This is a genomic window from Yersinia rochesterensis, assembly GCF_003600645.1.
GTDB classification, from domain to species: domain Bacteria; phylum Pseudomonadota; class Gammaproteobacteria; order Enterobacterales; family Enterobacteriaceae; genus Yersinia; species Yersinia rochesterensis.
Genome location: NZ_CP032482.1, coordinates 630,019 through 650,927, shown reverse-complemented (window position 1 = coordinate 650,927; position 20,909 = coordinate 630,019). Strand labels below are relative to the sequence as shown.

The following is a 20,909-nucleotide window of genomic DNA, read 5'->3' as shown; positions in this document are numbered from 1 at the left end:
GGAGCAAGAACTAAAAAAGCACTTTAGGGTGACTTTCTTTTCATTTTTATCATGCGAAAATAATACTCACCCGTTAATTCCAATTGATTGAATTATAAGAATTATCTGACTCGCTAATTCAGTCTACCAAAGTGGGTGGCGGCTAATGACTAATAACAACTTTCCCCACGTTCTGGCGTGAATTGAAGCGCTGCCAGACCTGTTTAGCTTCGGCAAAAGGAAAAACGCTATCAATGACGGGTATAATTTTATGCTGCACCAACGCCCGGCGGATTTAGCCAATGATAATCTGGGTGTCGTTTTTGACACGATACCCCGAAGTCCGACTTGAATAATTACACTCAGAATTTGATTGGTAGCGGTGCTGATGTGGCGATCCGCGTGGGCGCTCAGCAGGATCCTCAATTGATGATTTGAGTCTTTTTACTTCCCGATAATCTCGGCAAACTTAATGGCTGGCTTGATATTCAAGCGCCTTAGCCAATTTAGAATCTGGTTTTGCCAACTTATTTAAACGTTTTTCATCTATGTGACTCATCTGCCCTAAAGCCGCCGCTGTTTGACCTGAATGCCCTATTAGCTGTTGCTTAGGGACATTGACCATCAATACTGCCGCGTCTTTCAGCGCCTTGATATAATCATCCTGTTTATGCAGGTTATAACGTTTTAAATCCATTTTGCTCTGTAATAACTGGCCCCAATAAAACTCGAGGAAAGGGACTGCCGGATAAGGCTTACCGGTTTCAGGATTGAGGTTTTTATCTGACTTATCGTAAGAGATACCGCGTAAATAATAGAGCATTGAGCGATACGGATCGTCCTGAAAACCGCTAATGCCCAAGGTGTTAGGCAATTGAGAAAAAGTGATGGACTTTCCCTCAGCATCAATAGGAAGAAAGTGTTTGAGTTCCGTCATCTTTTGTTCAAACTGAGCTTGAGTCAGCGCCTTTCCGTTGCTGTCACGGCTAACATTTTGCCCCACCAAGACACTTAAGGCCACATCGCCACCACCACCGGGTACATCCCAAAAACTGTTAAACGCATGATGTCCATCAGTCAGATAAAGCTTGCCCGTTGGCCCGATATCGACTGTATTCATATCCGCTTTTTTAGTGCCGATAGCCAGTTTACACCTATATGAAGAGGGATCTTTGGGTGTTGATGACGCATTCATTTCAGCCAGTTTCCCAGCCCCTTGAACTTTACATAACTCATTGAATAGACGCTTATAATCCTGGGCATAATCAGCCAAATCGCCCGCAATCTGGAGTTTACCTACCGCGATTTGGGTCGGGTGCAACTCACTGAGTTTGATTTGAATAATATCGCCAGATTTAGCCTGTAAGTCATTCTGGGAAAGGGAAGGTACCGCGTGCAGATTAACTGAGTAGAGCATCAGCCCAGAAAGCAGCAAAATGAAAGCCGAAAGTAACCCACCCCCCAACCTTGCCTGGATAGATCCAGCCGGACATAAATCAATCTTATTCAGAGACACATTTTACTCCTCGAATCGGCATCAATATTTTCAGCATTTTATTGGCTTTACGTTATTCATGATATGACTATCCCCTATTCTTCGCCATGAAAACGCATGATGATTTTTACTTGCTCATTTTGTATCGAAAGGGACTTAATTAATTCCAGATCGCACACATAATATAAAAATAATGAGATAATGTTTTATAAGTCATGGCAAACATCCAGATGATGTTATTTCCTGTTTAATTTAAATATAATAATCTACTAAGACAATTCCACCTTTGAGTTTTCTGTAGGATATTTCCCACCCTTGCAATGGAAAGTTCTTGCAAGCTTATTTTATCGACAAAAACACATTGAAAATAACGCTTTTGCAGTCATAATGCGCATCAATCATCTTATATTTATCTACCCCAACCTATTTGGGGAAGGGTCTTTATTGTGTCGCGTTCCTGTTATTTTACATTAATTGTTGGCGTATTATCACCAGCATTGATTATTCCGTTCGCCAGTCATGGCGCGGAATTGCCTCCTATTCAACAAAGTATTCATCAACAGGAACGGCAACGCGCACTGGAAGAGCGTTTGGCCTCCTCAACGCCGGATGTGCGCTTATCTGCGCCGCCAGTCTCTTTAGGCCGTCTGGCTTTCCCGGTGGAGACACCCTGCTTTGTCATTGACCATATTACCCTCAGCGGAACCGAGCCGTTACCTCGCTGGTTGCCACTGCAACGCATTGCCGATCAAGCGCAAGGCCACTGTCTGGGAGGACAGGGCATTAATCTGCTGATGAGCCAGATGCAAAACCGCCTGATTGATCACGGCTATGTCACTACCCGAGTGCTGGCCCCGCAACAGGACTTGAACAGGGGTACGCTGGCGTTACAAGTGGTGCCTGGCAAAATACGCCATGTTGAGCTGACCCCCGACAGTGACCGCCATGTGACGCTGTTGAGTGCTTTCCCTGCCCGCCCCGGTAACCTGTTGGATTTACGTGATATTGAGCAAGGGCTGGAGAACCTACAGCGCGTCCCCACGGTGCAGGCCAACATGGAGTTGATCCCCGGTGAGGCCCCCGGCGAGACCGATATCGCCCTGAGCTGGAAACAGAGCAAAATGTGGCGGCTGGCGGCCTCGCTGGATGACTCTGGCACCCGCAGCACTGGCCGCTATCAAGGCGGCGCGACCCTGTTTCTGGATAACCCGCTCTCTCTGAGTGACCTATTTTATGTCTCTGCCGGTGGCTCAATAAAAAATCGCGGCGATAAAGGCACCAATAACCTGACCGGCCATTACTCGCTACCTTTCGGCTATTGGACTCTCGGCATGACCGCCAGCAGCTATGACTATCACCAGACGGTGGCGGGTCTCAATGGCGATTACGGCTATCGCGGCGAAAGTGAAAATGTGTCGCTGCAACTCAGCCGCCTGCTACACCGCAATGCCAGCCAAAAAACCACTCTGACCTACGATGTGCTGACTCGCTCGTCGAAAAACTACATCAATGATACTGAAGTGGAAGTGCAACGTCGCCGCACCTCGGCCTGGCGTGTTGGTTTAGAGCATCGCCACTTTATCTCACAAGCCATACTGGACGCGGGTGTCAGTTACCAGCGCGGCACTCGCTGGTTTGGTGCAGTACCGGCACAAGAAGAGTATGTCGGCGAAGCCACTGCTCTGAGCAAAATTCTGCGGCTGAATGCGCAACTGGATATTCCTTTTGCCCTGCAAAAACAAAACTTCCATTACAACCTGCAATATCAGCGGCAAAGCACCAACACGCCACTGACACCACAGGATCAATTCAGTATCGGTGGCCGCTGGTCAGTACGCGGTTTTGATGGCGAACGCACATTGAATGCCGATCGCGGCTGGACGGTGCGCAATGATCTCGGCTGGTATACCCCGCTACCAGGCCATGAACTGTATGTCGGTGTGGATTACGGCGAGGTCGGTGGTCGCAGTGATCCTTACTTACTGGGCCACCATCTGGCAGGCGCGGCTTTGGGTGTGCGCGGCAACGTGCTGAATACCCGCTATGACCTGTTTGCTGGCAAACCGCTGTCTAAACCCGATGGTTTCAAAACCGATTCGGTGACCGTCGGCTTTAACCTGAACTGGCAATACTGATGCGCCCAATTAGCGCTTTACTCTCTGGGATGAGTTATGAATAAGAACCTATACCGTATCGTGTTCAACAAGGCGCGTGGCTTGTTGATGGTGGTGGCCGATATCGCCGCCTCCGGTCGGGCGGCTTCCTCGCCCTCGTCAGGTGTTGGGCATACTCAAAGCCGCCGTCTCAGTGCCTTATCAACATTGAGTTTCAGTCTGCTATTGGCTTTGGGTTGTGTCTCTTTACCCGCCCTGTCCGCGATTGTCGCCGATGCCAGTGCGCCGGGGAATCAGCAGCCAACCATTATCAGCAGCGCCAACGGTACGCCGCAGGTCAATATTCAGACGCCCAGCAGTGGCGGGGTTTCGCGTAACCTTTACAGCCAATTTGATGTCGATAATCGCGGCGTGATCCTCAACAACGGCCAGGGTGTCAACCAGACCCAGCTCGGCGGTTTTATCAACGGTAACCCGTCGCTGGCGCGCGGTGAAGCCAGCATTATTCTCAACGAAGTCAACAGCCGTGACCCGAGTAAACTCAATGGCTATATCGAAGTTGCAGGCCGCAAAGCGCAGGTGGTTATTGCCAACCCATCAGGCATTACCTGTGAGGGCTGCGGCTTTATCAACGCCAACCGTGCGACCTTAACCACCGGTCAGACGCAGCTTAATAATGGCCAGCTCACCGGCTTTGATGTGGATCGCGGTGAAATTGTTATTCAAGGCAAAGGTCTAGACAGCAGCCGTCAAGACCATACCGATCTTATCGCCCGCTCTGTCAAAGTGAATGCGGGTATCTGGGCCAATGATTTGAAAGTCACCACCGGGCGCAATCAGGTAGATGCCGCCCATCAGAATAGTAACGCCAAAGCCGCCGATGGCAGCGCCCGCCCTACTGTGGCGGTGGATGTTGCCAATTTGGGTGGCATGTACGCTGGTAAAATTCGCTTGATCGGCACTGAAAGCGGTGTTGGTGTGCGTAATGCCGGTGAAATAGGCGCATCAGCGGGCGATATCACCATTACGGCTGACGGCATGCTGATGAACAGCGGCCAGATCAACAGTGTCCAGCACTTGGCGGTGAATGCCGCTGCGGGCATAGAGAATGCCGGGGTGCTCTATGCGCAGGGCAATACCCAGCTCACTACTGCGGGTAAGCTGAGTAACAGTGGCACTATCGCGGCGGCGGGTGATACCTCATTGCGTGCGGCAGAGGTGAACAGCAACCGCAACTCTATGTTGGGCGCAGGGGTCAAGTCGGACAACAGCAACATTACCAGCGGCACCTTGCGCGTTGACGCCAGTGGGAAGTTAACCGCCCAAGGGAAAAATATTAGCGGCACGACGCAGAATTTCACTGCGCACAGTATTGATCTGAGTGGCAGCCAAACTCAGAGCCGAGACCTGACACTCACCGCCCAAAATGGAGACATTAATCTCACTGGCGCAAATCTGTCCGCCAGCCGTCAGCTGTCTGCCTCGACGGCTTTTTTGTTACGAACGGATAACGCCAGCCTGATTGCGGATCAGCTCAAGCTTAGCGCCCAAGCACTCTCCAATGTCGGCGGCCTGATCGCGCAAACCGGCACCACCGATTTCAACCTGAATCTTCCGGGTTATGTCGATAACCGTGGCGGCTCCCTCCTGTCTGCCGGTAAATTCTTGCTGCAAGCCGAAAGCGTGAACAGCAACGGCAATAGCCAGCTGGGCGCAGGTGTACAGAGCAATGGCAAACTGGCCCAAAGTGGAGATCTTAATGTCACCACGCGGCAAGCTTTGATTGCTCAGGGGCAAAATGTGGCGGTGGGGGCCATGACATTATCCGGTAGCCGTGTCGATCTCACCGGTAGCCAGACTTCTGCGAGCAATATCGCCATCACTGCGCGTGACGGCGATATTTCTACGCAAAAAGCGACGGTGCTCACTCCCGGCGCTCTTACCATCACTGCAGCGGTAAATCCTGCACAAACGCTGAATAACAACGGCGGCAAATTACATGCCGACACCCTCGAACTCAAGCTGGCTAAATTAGATAACAGCAACGGGGAGATAGCGGCGGCGACCGACCTGTGGATACGGCTGCAAAGTGATTTCACTCACCAGACCGGCGCGCGTGTCACGGCAGGTCGTGACCTGGTCTTTAACACCAGTGGCACACTGATTAACCAGTATAAACTGGAAGCCGGGCGCGATATGCAGCTCACCGCGCTCAGCATCAGCAACACCAATGACAGCAGCGCCCTGCTGGCCGGTCGGAACTTGTCATTAAGCACCAATGGCCTGTTTAACAGCGGCGCTATTTATGCGGCCGGTGTCGGGCAATTGACGGTTAATGGCAAGGCTGAAAACCGCGGTGAGATTTACACCGAACAGCAGTTAACTTTCACCACCACCGGCAATTTGGATAACCGCGGTGTGATGCAAACTCGCGGGAATATGCAGTTATCGACGCAGCGCGACCTCAATAACAGTGGCACGCTGTACAGCGCTGGTGACCAGATGCAACTGTCAGTCACCGGCGACCTGACCAACCAAGGCAAGTTGCACGCCGCCAATGGCGACCTGCTGCTGTTGACCAACGGCAATCTGGATAACAGCGGTAGCTTCTATGGCGCAGGGAACAGTCTGTTTACGACTCAGGGGAACGTACTTAACAGCGGCTCGATTTACACCCAAGGCACGCTCCAGTGGCAGATAGCTGGGCGAGCACAGAACAGCGGTTCCATCGCCGCGCTGGGTGACCTCCAACTGCGGGCTAATGATTTACTCAGCACCCATCAATCCCTGATAGCAGCTGGATTGAAAGCGGATGGTAACCTTGCCAATAGTGGCGATTTGGCTATCCATACTGAGCACGCTTTGATAGCGCAAGGGCAAAATATCGCCGCAGGGGCATTGGCGCTGGCGGGTAGCCAGCTTGATTTAACCGGCAGCCAAACTCAGGCCAACGCCATTACCCTCACAGCTAAATCCGGGGATATCACTTTAACTGGGGCAGTGGTTAAAGCCGTCATGCGCCTGTCTGCCAGCACTAACGGCCTGCTGCGCAGCGATAAAGCTAACCTGATGGCGGAGCAGATAACACTCGCCGCGCAAGCACTCTCCAACCTCGGCGGGGTGATAGCACAAACCGGTATCATGGATTTCACTCTCAATCTGGCCGGTTATCTGGATAACCGCGCCGGCACGCTGCTTGCCAAAGGTCACGTGACAGTACAGGCGGAGCGTCTGGATAGCGACGGCGACAGTCTATTGGGGGCGGGAGTGCAGAGTAATGGCCGCCTGACTGATGCCGGTGATCTGCGGGTGACCACCCGTCAGGAGTTAGTGGCGCAAGGGCAAAATATCGCCGCAGGGGCGATGACGCTAACGGGTAGCCGGATTGATTTAACCGGCAGCCAAACACAAGCCAGAGAGATAAACATCACCGCCAACAAGGGGAATGTCAGCACGCAGCGCGCCAATATCCTCTCCCTTGGCTCGCTGACCATGAATGCCGGTGCAAATGCAGGGCAAACCCTCAATAACCAGAGTGGCACGCTGGCAGCAAATAATATCCAATTAAATTTGGGTCAGTTTGATAACCGCAGCGGCAAGGTGACCGCCAGTCAGGATCTGACTATTGGCTTACAGAGCGATTTCAATCATCTGGCCGATTCAACACTTCAGGCTGGGCGTGATTTAACCTTTATCACCAATGGGGCTTTAACCAACGACGGGCAGTTATTGGCGGGTGGCAAACTCAGCACCCGTTCGAGCAGCTTACTGAATAACGGCAATATTATCGCGACGCAAGCCGGGCTAACCACCACAGGTGCCTTGATTAATCACGGCGAAATATTAACCAGCGGGCGGCTCGATACCGACTCCACCACCCTGTTCAATAGCGGCGCCATTATTAGCGCAGAAGCCACACTCAAAGCACGTCAAAGCATCACTAACTCCGGCCCTAACGCCTTGATCGGCGCGACCGATGAGAACGGCACCTTAGCCTTGCTGGCTCCGGTGATTGAAAACAGTGATACCGTCACCAACACCGACACCGCCCCGAGCACCACCCTGTTAGGCATGGGCAAGATTATCCTGGCGGGCGCTCTGGACCAGAGTGGTAATTATCTGTCGGCCGCTCAGGTACTCAATATTTCTGGCCTGATTGAATCCGGCAAAGATATGTTGATTTACGCCACGACACTGACCAATCGTCGTCATATTCTCACCGCCAATACTGACTTTGTCGTCGCGGATACGGTGAATGGGACTGCTTACTGGACAGCCGAAAACCCCGATATTCCAGGTGGGCGCTATGCAGAACCGCCTCATGGCGGCTCGATGAACAGCGATTATATCGGCACGAATTATACGTCGACCATTGCCTATAACGGCATCGATCAAATCAGCCCGGAAGCACAGTTGTTAGCCGGTGGAAACCTGACCCCGCAGGTCGGCACGCTGGAAAACTTCTGGAGCAAAGTGAGCGCGCAAGGCGAGATTGATCTCTCCGGTGTCACCCTGCAACAAGATGGTTGGGGCAGCGCACAACGTCTGATAGAAAAAACCACCTCCAGCGGTGAGTGGCGCTACCGTACCTACAAAGGCGATTTGTGGGGCATCGGTTGGGGGCCGGAGGTGAGTGAGCTGGCCACCCACCAATATGCCTCGAGTATCACCGCAAAAACCCTCAGCGGCAGTGGCACGATTATTCATAATGGCGCCAACCCCGGCGCGATCGCCCCACCGAGTGGCAGCGACAGTACCGGGAAAAATATCGCCATCGAATTTAACGGTATTTCCCTGACACTCCCCAGCGGTGGGCTATATCAGCTCAACACTGACCAAGGTCAATACGCGCCGGATCCTGACGGGGAACTCTCGCTTGAGGCTATCAATAACCCATCCGCCAATGTGGACAGATCTGGCCTCTCCGCCCCTGATCGTGCGGTGAGCGGCGGCTATCTGGTCGAAACCCACCCGGCATTTGCCAATCTGAATAACTGGCGCGGCTCGGACTATGTGCTCCAGCAGCTCAATAACAACCCCGATGTGATATTCAAACGTCTGGGGGATAATGCCTATGAACAACGTCTGGTGCGCGACCAAGTGCTGGCATTGACCGGTCAGGCGGTCGCCAGTGATTACCGCAGCGCCCAGGAGCAGTTCGAGCAACTGTTTGCGGCGGGGCTTGAGTACAGCAAGGCGTTCAATATTGCCCTCGGTACCCACCTCAGTGCCGAGCAGATGGCGGCACTGACCAGCAATATCATCCTCATGGAAACCCGTGAAGTCGCCGGACAAACCGTATTAGTCCCAGTGGTCTATCTGGCGGGGATTAAACCGGGTGAGTTGCATGCCAACGGCGCATTGATTGCGGCTGACAATATCACCTTAACGAATGTGCAGGGTTTCACTAACTCGGGGGCGATTAAAGCCACCAATGACCTGCAAATCAGTATGGCGCAAGACATCACGCTCAATAACCGTGGCGGCCTGCTTCAGGCGGGCAATACTATGCTGCTCAGTACCCTGAACACTGATATTGACCTGACCAGTGCGCGACTCAATGCCACCAACCTGCAACTGGACAGTGGCCGCGATGTCATCCTGCGCACCAGCAGTGAACAACTCAGTAGCAGCAATGGCTCAGTGCTGCGTAATCAAACCATTTTGGGGCCGCTGGCGAGTATCAATGTCAGCAATAACGCGGTGATTAATACCGGGCGCGATTTTATCCTACAAGGTGCCGGCCTCAATGTCGGTCAGGATTTGCAGGTCAATACCGGCGGTGACTGGCTGCTCAATACGGTACAAACCCGCGACCAGATAAGTGCAAATTATGGCAGTGGCAGCGCGAGCAGTGAGCATATCCGCCATCTGGGCAGTGAGGTCAATGTCGGCGGTGCGCTAACCGCCAATGTCAATAATCTGACCGCGGTGGGGGCCAATATCAATGCCGGCACTATTGATGTGCAGGCGCAAAATATTAACCTCAGCGCCGCCACCGACAGCCTGCAGGTCAGCGGTGAATCCTCAAGCAAACGCCATACCAGCTCAGTGGAGCTTTATGATGAAACCCTGCGCGGCAGCCAGTTAAACGCCACCGGCGATATCCATTTGCAGACGGCAAAAGACATCACCCTCAGCGCCAGCGCGATACAAACTGACGGCGCGCTGACACTGGCGGCGGGCGGCGATGTCACCCTCACCGCCCAGACTGAACAGCATGATGAGCAGCGCAATCATACCGGCACTAAAAAAGGGCTGGCCTCCAGCACCACCACCCGCAGCGAAGACAGTATTAGCCAGACGCTGGCGGTCGGCTCCATGCTGTCTGCCGGTTCTCTTGATGTCAGTGGCAAAAATATCGCGGTCATCGGCAGCAATGTGGTGGCAGACAAGGATATCAACCTGCGGGCAAAAGAGAACCTCACCGTCGGCAGCGCGCAGCAGAGCGAGAGTGAATCTCACCTGTATGAGCAGACAAAATCCGGCCTGATGAGCGCCGGCGGCATGGGTGTCATGGCCGGCAGCAGCAGCACCAAAGTCACCGATACGGGCAAATCCCTCTCCAACGTCGGCAGCACCGTCGGCAGCGTACTGGGCAATGTCAGCATGACCGCCGGTGAAGACCTGACGGTGCAAGGCTCCGACGTGTTGGCCGGTAAAGACATTAATCTGAGCGGTAAGAGCGTCAGTATTTTGGCGGCGGAAAATCACAGCAGCCAGACTCATAGCGTCGAGCAAAAAAGCAGCGGCCTGACACTGGCGCTGTCCGGTGCGGTCGGCAGCGCTCTCAATACCGCGGCCACCACCGCCAAAGAGGCCCGCGACGAAAGCAATGGCCGATTAGCCGCGTTGCAAGGGGTGAAAGCCGCACTCAGTGGCGCGCAGGCGGTGCAGGCCGGCCAACTGGTGCAGGCGCAAGGGGGCGATGCCGCCAGCATGGTCGGTGTCAGCGCCTCATTAGGCTCACAAAAATCGTCCTCACAGCAGCATCAGGAACAGACCAGCGTGACCGGTTCGACCCTGACGGCGGGCAACAACCTGACGGTGACAGCCACCGGCGAGGGGAACAGCGGCGATATTCTGGTGCAAGGCAGCCAGCTTAAAGCCGGCGGTGATACCACCTTAGATGCCGCCCGCGACTTGCTGTTACTCGGTGCCGCCAACACGCAGAAAACCGACGGCAGTAACAGCAGCAGCGGCGGCAGCGTAGGGGTCAGTCTCGGTTTGAATGGTGCCAGCAGTGGCCTGAGCATCTTTGCCAACGCCAACAAGGGCCAGGGCAATGAACACGGCAACGGCACCACCTGGACTGAAACCACCCTCGACAGCGGCGGCACCCTGTCGCTCAACAGCGGCCGCGATACCTCGCTGATTGGCGCGCAGGCCAGCGGCGAAAGCGTCAAGGTGGATGTCGGCCGCGACCTGCTGCTGCAAAGCCAGCAAGACAGCGATAATTATGATGCGAAGCAGACCAGCAGCAGCGGCGGTGTCAGCGTGGCGGTGACCGGCGGCGGCTCGGCCAACCTGAGCATGAGTCAGGACAAACTGCACAGCAATTATGACTCGGTGCAGGAACAGACCGGCATCTTTGCGGGCGCTGGCGGCTTTGATATCACCGTCGGCGAGCATACTCAGCTGGATGGCGCAGTGATTGCCAGCACCGCAGACCAGAGTAAAAATAGTCTGGACACCGGCACACTGGGCTTCAGTGATATTGAGAATAAAGCCGATTTCAACGCCGAGCATCAGGGCGGCAGCCTGAGCAGCGGCGGCCCGGTGGGGTCTGACCTGCTGAGCAATCTGGGCGGCGTGGTGCTGTCGGGGCTGGGTAATGACGGTCATGCCGGGGGCACCACACAGGCGGCGGTCAGTGAGGGCAACATCACCCTCCGTGATACCGATAAACAACAGCAGAATGTCGATGACCTGAGCCGCGACACCGACCATGCCAACGGCAGCATCGGCCCGATATTTGATAAAGAGAAAGAGCAAAACCGCCTCAAAGAAGCACAGCTGATTGGCGAGATAGGCGGTCAGGCGATGGATATTGCGCGGACGCAGGGGGATATTCTCGGGCTTGAGGAAGCGTTGAAACGCCATCCTGAGCTGAAAGGCGATGCGGATGCCTTACGCGAAACACCCGAATACAAAGCCGAAATGCAGAAATACGGCACCGGCAGCGCACTGCAACAGGGGCTTCAGGCCGCCACCGCCGCTATTCAAGGGCTGGCGGGCGGGAATATGGCGCAAGCGCTGGCAGGGGCTTCCGCGCCCTATCTGGCTGAAGTGATTCACAATATGACAACCGATGCCAACGGCAAGGTCAACACTGAAGCCAACCTAATGGCCCATGCGGTACTGGGTGCGGTCGTGGCGCAGATAAACGGCAACAGTGCGCTGGCGGGCGCTTCGGGTGCAGCGATGGGTGAGTATATCGCCCAGCAGATGTATCCTGGTATCAAACGTGAAGACTTGACAGAAGAGCAACGACAAACCATCAGCGCATTGGGTACACTGGCGGCAGGATTAGCCGGTGGATTGACCGGCGACAGCACCGCTGATACGGTTGCCGGTGCACAGGCTGGGAAAAATGCGGTTGAGAATAACTCCCTGAGTGGTGACAAATCCCGTGAAACGGTTAAACAGGCCGCGGAATCCCTGAAAAATCAGGTTAGGGATAAGCTTGGTGAGGGCACAACCTCTTCCATTGCGAACGGTATTATTAATGCTCTTGCCGATACCGGCGATGCGACGTTGGGATCAGTGGATTATGTAGCCGATGCAGCGATGGCACTGGCTTCATGTGCTGCCGGAGACAGTTACTGCACTCAGGCATTAAACGATCTGGCGGGTAAAAATCAAGCTGCAGCAGATACGCTGAAAACCCTGATGAAGAGTGAAACCTGGACAGCGGTTGCAGGACAGGTGAAAGAAGCTGCACAAGGTAACCAGCTTGCACTGGAAGCCACGGGCGGAATGCTGGCGGGCCTTTTCCTGCCGGGTAAGAAATTACCTGATGTTGTTAAACTTATTGATTCAAACATCAAAATTGTAACGGGTGTAACTGTTGGTACTTTCGAAAAAAGTTTAGTCGGACTTCCTCCGGGAGAGCGTGTCGCGATTATAAAACAAACAGCCCCGAAAGTTGCAGCAGAATACGGCATGGTTAAAGATAATCAGCTAACTAAAAATAATGGGCGCGATGTGTATCGAGGACAAGATGGAAATCTTTATGCACTTGATACGCAGCATGGCCGATTTGAAGTTGTCAGCCCGAAAGGTAAACATTTAGGTGAAGTTGATTTCTCTATGCAAAAAATACCTAACAGCCAAGATAAATCGGGTTCCCACAATTTGAAGGTGAAATAATGAGACTAGTTGATTATAAGAATGAATCCATCAAGAGAGGTTCAGTTTTTAGATTACCTGCAGTTTGGCCTTATGAATCATTGGTAGATTTTATGGTCATTGATCTTTTTGATACTCATGGCCTAGTTGTGTCTACCGGCCATAAAGCAGGTTTAATATTAATAGAGCTACCTGCCGATAGTGGTTCGAAGGAGGGCCGAGCCTTAAGTACAACGTGGATTATTAACAACTGGGAAAAATGGATCTATCCAGAATGTAATGTTGAAGATGTTCATCTTATTGAACAATATGTAGCAACGGCTGTTGAATGATAAAAATCCCATCTTTCACGGCGGGATTTTATTTTCATGGAGAATAATAACTTTAATTTTGGTAAAGGCATATCGCAGGCTTTGCTTGGCGCTTTCATGTTTCAAAATGGAGCTTCACCGGATGAAATTATAGTGATACTGGTCAATAACGCCTAAGGTGATATACCACCGCCAAAGAGGCCCGCGACGAGAGCAATGGCCGATTAGCCGCGTTGCAAGGGGTGAAAGCCGCACTCAGTGGCGCGCAGGCGGTGCAGGCCGGCCAACTGGTGCAGGCGCAAGGGGGCGATGCCGCCAGCATGTTCGGTGTCAGCGCCTCATTAGGCTCACAAAAATCGTCCTCACAGCAGCATCAGGAACAGACCAGCGTGACCGGCTCGACCCTGACGGCGGGCAACAACCTGACGGTGACAGCCACCGGCGAGGGGAACAGCGGCGATATTCTGGTGCAAGGCAGCCAGCTTAAAGCCGGCGGTGATACCACCTTAGATGCCGCCCGCGACTTGCTGTTACTCGGTGCCGCCAACACGCAGAAAACCGACGGCAGTAACAGCAGCAGCGGCGGCAGCGTAGGGGTCAGTCTGGGCCTGAATGGTGCCAGCAGTGGCCTGAGCATCTTTGCCAACGCCAACAAGGGCCAGGGCAATGAACACGGCAACGGCACCACCTGGACTGAAACCACCCTCGACAGCGGCGGCACCCTGTCGCTCAACAGCGGCCGCGATACTTCACTCATCGGCGCGCAGGCCAGCGGCGAAAGCGTCAAGGTGGATGTCGGCCGCGACCTGCTGCTGCAAAGCCAGCAAGACAGCAAGACAGCAAGACAGCGATAATTATGATGCGAATACGACACCGGCAGCGTACTGAGTCCTCAAAAAAACCACGTTGAATCATGACTGGCACGTAGCCTAACCCGCCATCAGTACTGCGAATCTCAGAATTTCAATAAGGGGACATTTAAGCACTAGCCTTCCCAGACAAAGACTAAAAATAACCCCACTCCCGACCAGCTAAAAACTCAAGCCCCTTTCAACATATCAAACACTACCCGGGCAAACCCTTTCGCCAACTCCGGATTAGACAAATACTGCATCATCATTTCGTGCTGAGCATCATTGCTATCCATTACCGCGTCATCAATGGCTTTAGGGAAATCCCCCAGCATAGCTTGTTCACGGGTGTTGTTGGCAATTTGCGTCATGACTGCCTGGTTTTCCGATAACTTGTCGCGCACGGTAAAAGCATAGTTAATCATGTCTTTATCACTGAGATTATCAGTAATAAACAGGTCATTTAGACGTGCCAGAATATTCGACAGGAACTCTTCTTTCTTATCTTTTGGCTTGGCGGTGCCGATGTCATTGCCTGGTTCGATTTTGTATTCTCCGGCATCTTCCTGCAGCTTGAGATGCTGCTCGTGGATTTTCGATAAGCGGTAATGGCTCATCTCCACATTGCTTAAATCAATCTCATCTTCTTCAACGCGCTGTTCATGCAGCAGCGGACGCAAATGGCGGGCAAATAGGCTAAGTTTCTCCAGTTCTTTGTCATCGTACTCAACGATTTGCGACATAAACTCGTAGAAACGAACAAAACTGCCAAGATCTTTCTTGAAGATATCCAGTTTGTCTTTCTCTTGTTTGCACTCTTTAAAACTGTTTTCGGCATTAGTGATAAGCACCACATCGTGGGTTTTTTTGGTTCGCTCAAAAATTTCTTTTGCCAGCACATAAGCATCAATCGCCGAGGTATAACGCTTCTTCCAGCGCTCAACGGCGGGTTTACAGATATTACTGATCGCGGCGTTGGATTTGTTTTTAGTGAAAAATGCCTCGCAGAATTGCTCGACTTCGCTCCAGAGAAAAATACCGCTAGCGCGAAGTTTCTGTGACAACTCAAAGACTAGCTGTGGGTCACTGACATCTGTCAACTCAGCAGTTTGATAGTAAGGCTGGAAAGCTGCCAAAATATCATCCGGTTTGTTATAGAAATCGAGTACGAAGGTGCCCGACTGTGCTTTACCCGGATAGATACGATTCAGGCGCGAGAGCGTCTGTACACACTCCACACCACCGAGAGCTTTATCCACATACATGGCGCATAATTTCGGCTGGTCAAAACCAGTCTGGAATTTATTCGCCACTAACATGACCTGATAATCATCACTATCAAAAGCTTTACGCATATCCCGGCCTTTCAGCCCCGGATTCATATTGATTTCGGTGAACTTCTGGTTGAGCAGTGCCAGGCTATTGTGGTCACTCTCAAGAAATTCCACCTCGCCAGAAAACGCCACCATTGCGTTAATCTTCGGATAGTTTTTTTCGGCGATGTATTGATCAAATGCCAACTTATAGCGCACTGCGGCTTTACGCGAACTGGTGGCCACCATCGCCTTGGCTTGCCCACCGAGTAAATGCATCACATGTTTGCGGTAGTGCTCAACAATCACTTTTACTTTTTGCGCAACATTATGATCGTGCAATGTAACCCACTGGTTCAGTTTAATTTTGGCTTTTTTACTGTCGACTTCCCGGTCGGCATCTGCCAGTTTTTGCAGCAGCTGATAGGCTACTTTGTAGTTGGTGTAGTTCTTCAGGACATCAAGAATAAAGCCCTCTTCAATCGCCTGACGCATGGAGTAAACATGAAAGGCTTCGGGCTTGTTGGTTTTCGATGCGGGTTCTAGCGGGTTAGGGCGGCGGCCAAATAGCTCAAGGGTTTTCGCTTTGGGCGTGGCGGTAAATGCATAGTAGTTAAGGTTGCTGCTGCCTTTACGGGCGGCGACAGTGGCATCGATAATGTCCTCCGATGACAACACCACATCGTCATCTACCTCGTCGGTCATCAGCACTTCTTTAAGCTGACGCGCTGTGGAGCCGCTTTGCGATGAGTCCGCTTCATCAGCTATCACCGCATATTTACGCTGTTTGAGGCTGACGCTGTTTTCGATGGCTTTCAGCACGAACGGGAAAGTCTGGATGGTGACGATAATAATCGGCTGTGAGTTTTCCAGCGCGCTGGCGAGTTTTTCTGATTTGGAGCCATCGCCTTCTTTATTATTGATGCGCCCGACAACGCCGTCCGCATGTTCAAACTGGTAGATAGTGTCCTGTAGCTGATCGTCCAATACCGTGCGGTCAGTGACCACAATCACCGAATGAAACTGCTTTTCACCCTGCTCATCGTAGAGAGTTGAAAGCTGGTGAGCAGTCCAGGCAATGGAGTTAGATTTACCGGAACCCGCGCTGTGCTGAATAAGATATTTATGCCCTGTACCTTCAACCACGGCGGCACTAATCAGCTTATTCACCACATCCCACTGGTGATAGCGCGGGAAAATAAGGCTCTCTTTTTTTCCTTTCAACCCGTTCCATGTTTCTTTTTCTTCAATTTGTAGATGCACAAAACTGGCGAGGATTTTCAGTAAGTTGTCGGGCAGTAGAACTTCATTCCACAAGTAGCTGGTGGCGTACTCGTTTTCATCTTCGGGAATATCATTACCTGCACCGCCGTCTTTGGTGCCTTTGTTAAACGGCAGGAAGAAAGTGTCATCGCCGGCCAGTTTGGTCGCCATAAACACGTCATACTGGCTAACAGCAAAATGCACCAACGCGCCCCGTTTAAAGGTCAGCAGCGGCTCAGGTTTATTGGTTATCGGGTCTTTGGGCAAACGCGTTTTTTTATATTGTTTGATGGCGTTTTGCACCGCCTGTTTGAACTCAGATTTCAGCTCCAGCGTTGTCACCGGCAGGCCGTTAACAAACAGCACCAGATCGATTCGCCACTTTTTGGCTTTTATGCCAGATTCTTCAAACGCGGCTTTGGTGGTGTAAGTATCCCAGCTTTAGTTCCACGCACTTTTTGAGATTTCCGGGTTTTCAGCCATCAGCCGGTATTCTTCCGGTGTCAGGTTATTCAGGGATTCATGGGGCCGCTCACTGTTATATTCATTCAGCCAACGTTCCGTAATTTCCCGTGCTTCGTTCAACGTTCTAAACAGGTAAAAATCCAGTATTTCTGTCCGGTACGTCCTGTTAAACCGTTCGATAAATGCGTTTTGCGTCGGTTTGCCCGGCTTGATAAATTCCAGCATCACGCCATGCTCTTCGGCCCATTGCGCCAGAGCCAGTGATATCAGTTCTGGCCCATTATCCATCCGCATCTTCAGCGGATATCCACGGTTTGCTACTATCCTGTCCAGCACTCGGACGACACGCTGTGCCGGGATATTTAGGTCAATTTCGATAGCCAGAGCTTCACGGTTAAAATCATCGACGACATTGAAGGTCCGAAAACGTCGGCCACATGTCAGCGCGTCGTGCATAAAATCAATCGACCAACTTTGGTTCAGGGCTTCCGGCGTTGCCAGCGGAGCCGGATTGCGCACCGGCAGGCGTTGTTTACCCTTACGACGAAAATTCAGTTTTAACAGACAGTAAATCCGGTGTACGCGCTTGTGATTCCAGACGTGCCCCTGCCTGCGAAGCACCTGAAAAAGCTTCTTAAAACCGTAGCGGGGATAGCGCTCGGCCACCTCTGTCAGCATTTGGATCACCGGTTCATCACGTCGCGTATCCGGTTGGTAACGAAACACCGTCCTGCTCAGCGATAACGTCCTGCATGCCTGGCGTACGCTCATCGTAAACTGCGCGGTCAAATAGTTGACGAGCTCACGCTTTATCGCTGGTTTTAAAGCTTTTTTTCGATGACGTCTTTCAGCGCCCGGCATTCCAGACTCAGATCGGCAAACATCTGCTTCAGACGACGATTCTCGTCTTCAAGATCTTTGATTTTTTTGATATCAGCGGCTTCCATTCCGCCATATTTCGCCTTCCAGTTGTAGTAGCTGGCTTCGGAAATAGCAGCCTCACGGCACACATCTTTGACGGTCCTACCCGCTTCGACTGATTTCAGTACGGCGATGATCTGGTGCTCGGTGAATCGGATCTTACGCATAGTGATCTCCTCAGATGACATAATCAGTATGTCGGAAGATCTCTAAAAGTGAATGGGCCGTTTTGAGGGGATACTTACAGGAGGAGTCCAACCAACCTGAAATGGCGCTATATATTTTACTCTACTGACTTTCCATTCTTTGGGAATTTCTCCCAGCCACTCCACACCAGAATCCTTATATTCCGGATAAGCCTTATATTTAGCCATCAGGAATGTACCTCCTGCAATAGCTTCATAATCTCGGCGCTCACCGCATCTAAATCCGCATCAATCTCTTCTAACGGGCGCGGCGGCTGATAAACGTAGAAATGGCGATTAAACGGGATTTCATAACCGACAATCCCTATTTCACCGTCTTTGGCATCGCGCTTATCGGCGTTAATCCAGGCATCGGCAACGTGCGGCAGCACTTCGGCTTTAAAGTAGTTCTCAATCAAATCGCTGGTAGCGATAACCGGGTTTAACGGCACATTTTCGTTATCACGCAGATCGCCATCCTGCTCGAACTCCACCACTTTGCCTTTATATTCAAATGCACCATACAGCGGCTGGGCGGCTTCTTTTAGTACCTTTTTCACCACCGGCTCGGCATCCGGGTTTTTAGTGGTGATAGCGTCGATAAACTGTTTATTTTCTTTAGTATCCAGCTTCACGCCCGCGGTTTTAATCGCGCCTTTTAAGGTGAGTTGGAACTCATTAAAGTCATCACTAACTCGCTCTTTGCCGCCGGTTTTCACACCCAATGCGGTTTGGATTTGCTGTGCTTTATCCATCAATGCAAGCTGTGCCAGCCACAATTTGCTGTCCAGCAGGTCTTTAATTTGCTTCTCTTTCAGCTCAGCAAATTCAGCTTTGATAATGGCGCGCGCTTCAACTTGCAGCCCGGTAAAATCGCCGTAATTATCGTCTTGCCATTGCGCGGCGAACTCGTCATATAGGCGCTCCATCGGCACGTTAAACGGCTTCGGAGCAAAGCGCAGTGTGGCAATCGATTCATCAGTAACTTGAGCAGACAAACGCAGCGGGCGCTCAATGGTTAGGCGGCGGTAGCCAAAATCCGTGCTGTTAAAAATTTTACTGGCGAAGGTTTTTGGCGCTTCGATTTTCGCCGTTGCCGACTGACGGCCACGGTTAGATTTCTGCTCAGGCGCTTTCTCAAGACCTAATGTTTCAAGAGCAGTCGCTTCCACCACCTCAAAATCACCAAAGGTACGAGTGATAAGCTTAATATCATCCTCGCCCATGATGTTACGTTTGGAACCTAAAGACTTACGCATCTTGCCGCACAGATTGGTGCCGTCAATCAGTTGAACTTTGCCCCTACGCTCCGGTGCTTTCTTGTTCGACAAAATCCACACATAAGTGGCAATCCCGGTGTTGTAGAACATATCGGTCGGCAGCGCGACAATCCCTTCCAACAAATCAGCTTCCAGAATATAACGACGGATTTCACTCTCGCCACTACCCGCCCCGCCGGTAAACAGTGGTGAGCCGTTCAGAATAATGCCGATCCGCCCGCCGTTACTCACCGAGCCATCGGCGTTGTGGTTATCGCGCATTTTGCTGATCAGATGCATCAGGAACAGTAGTGAACCATCAGATACACGCGGCAGACCTGGGCCAAAACGCCCATTAAAACCTTTCAGTTGATGCTCGCCGTTAATCTCACCTTCAATCTTTTTCCAGTCCACACCAAACGGCGGGTTAGACAGCATGTAGTCGAACTGATCTTGCGGTAACTGATCGTTAGAAAGGGTATTGCCCAGTTTGATGCGGCTGACATCTTGCCCTTTAATCAGCATATCGGCTTTACAGATGGCGTAGGACTCGGGGTTCAGTTCCTGCCCAAAAGCACGCATTACCGCGTTCGGGTTAAGTTCGTGCACGTACTCCATACCGGAAGAGAGGAAGCCACCCGTACCGGCCGTTGGATCATAAATGGTGCGAATGATGCCATCCTTTGACAAGGCATCATTATCTTCCATAAACACCAGAGAGGTAGTTAAACGCACGATATCGCGTGGGGTAAAGTGTTCACCCGCCGTTTCATTCGAGCTTTCCGCAAAGCGCCGAATTAGCTCTTCAAACACCAGCCCCATTTCATAGTTAGAAATAGCATTTGGGCTTAAGTCAGTGGTAGCAAATTTCTTAACGATTTTGAACAGCAGGTTGGCATCATCCAACAAACCAACAAATTCGGTGAATTTGAAGTGCTCAAAGATTTCCCGCGCATCCTTCGAAAAACATTGAACATAGTTCTCCAAATTGGCCTTAATATCGTTCTGACCCATTTTGCCGAGATCCATCGGCGAGGTATTGAAGAACGACAGGCCCTTGGTGGCACGTAACAGAAACTTCTCTCTTCCTTCTTCGGGCAGCGGACTAGTCTTCAGCTTTTCAGCCTCTGCCACCACTGCATCTTTGGTTGGCGCTAACACACACTCAAGACGGCGCAGTAAGGTAAAAGGCAGAATCACACGCCCGTACTGGGATTGCTTAAAATCACCGCGAAGCAGGTCAGCCACCGACCAGATAAAGGCAGCCGTTTGAGAGAAGTTAGTGTTAGTCATGAAAATCCTCAGGATAAATCGTAGCTATAGAGCAAATGTGCCCAAGCAAAAATGCAGTTTTTGAAATGCAATTCGCAAAATAATACCCGTAACGAAAACTATCGCAAAC

At 51.8% G+C, this 20,909-nt stretch carries 7 protein-coding genes and 2 pseudogenes; 4 read left to right on the top strand and 5 right to left on the bottom strand.

All coding sequences use genetic code 11. The features are described 5' to 3' along the window. Window positions 1-142: 142 nt before the first annotated feature. Both DXZ79_RS03095 and DXZ79_RS03085 read right to left on the bottom strand, forming a co-directional pair. Window positions 143-259, bottom strand: a complete 117-nt coding sequence (locus DXZ79_RS03095) for a zinc-binding dehydrogenase (protein ID WP_230852368.1) — start codon at window positions 257-259, stop codon at window positions 143-145. Between the two features lie 189 nt (window positions 260-448). Next, a complete protein-coding gene (locus tag DXZ79_RS03085; RefSeq protein ID WP_038636603.1) occupies window positions 449-1,495 on the bottom strand; it encodes a ParB/Srx family N-terminal domain-containing protein in 1,047 nt (348 codons plus the stop codon). A gap of 425 nt (window positions 1,496-1,920) precedes the next feature. On the opposite strand from DXZ79_RS03085, the gene DXZ79_RS03080 reads away from it, so the two are divergent. The 4 genes and pseudogenes from DXZ79_RS03080 to DXZ79_RS03065 all read left to right on the top strand — a co-directional run. Continuing rightward, window positions 1,921-3,609 carry a ShlB/FhaC/HecB family hemolysin secretion/activation protein gene (locus DXZ79_RS03080; protein ID WP_038636606.1) on the top strand — a complete coding sequence of 563 codons (1,689 nt, stop codon included), beginning with the start codon at window positions 1,921-1,923 and terminating at the stop codon, window positions 3,607-3,609. Between the two features lie 36 nt (window positions 3,610-3,645). Next, the gene (locus DXZ79_RS03075; RefSeq protein WP_167335062.1) at window positions 3,646-12,960 is read left to right on the top strand and encodes a hemagglutinin repeat-containing protein; all 9,315 of its coding nucleotides are present in this window, start codon (window positions 3,646-3,648) and stop codon (window positions 12,958-12,960) included. Then, window positions 12,960-13,271, top strand: coding sequence for an Imm45 family immunity protein (gene imm45 / locus DXZ79_RS03070; protein WP_038636609.1), 312 nt, complete (start codon window positions 12,960-12,962; stop codon window positions 13,269-13,271). Before DXZ79_RS03075 ends, imm45 begins: the two co-directional genes overlap by 1 nt. Before the next feature lie 164 nt (window positions 13,272-13,435). Continuing rightward, window positions 13,436-14,083, top strand: a pseudogene (locus DXZ79_RS03065) (hemagglutinin repeat-containing protein); the annotation flags it as partial. A 206-nt stretch (window positions 14,084-14,289) separates the two neighbouring features. Here DXZ79_RS03065 and DXZ79_RS03060 read toward each other — a convergent pair. The 3 genes and pseudogenes from DXZ79_RS03060 to DXZ79_RS03050 form a co-directional block, all read right to left on the bottom strand. Then, a pseudogene (locus tag DXZ79_RS03060) lies at window positions 14,290-17,097 on the bottom strand (type I restriction endonuclease subunit R); the annotation flags it as partial. A 21-nt stretch (window positions 17,098-17,118) separates the two neighbouring features. Next, window positions 17,119-18,230 (bottom strand): IS3 family transposase gene (locus DXZ79_RS03055; protein ID WP_120011099.1). Its coding sequence is split into 2 segments (ribosomal slippage): window positions 17,119-17,969 and window positions 17,969-18,230, totalling 1,113 coding nucleotides; the frame shifts between segments, so codons are not numbered across the junction. Window positions 18,231-18,436: 206 nt separating this feature from the next. Next, complete coding sequence (locus DXZ79_RS03050) at window positions 18,437-20,800, bottom strand: type I restriction-modification system subunit M (RefSeq protein WP_038636616.1); 2,364 nt, start codon at window positions 20,798-20,800, stop codon at window positions 18,437-18,439. Window positions 20,801-20,909 lie beyond the last annotated feature (109 nt).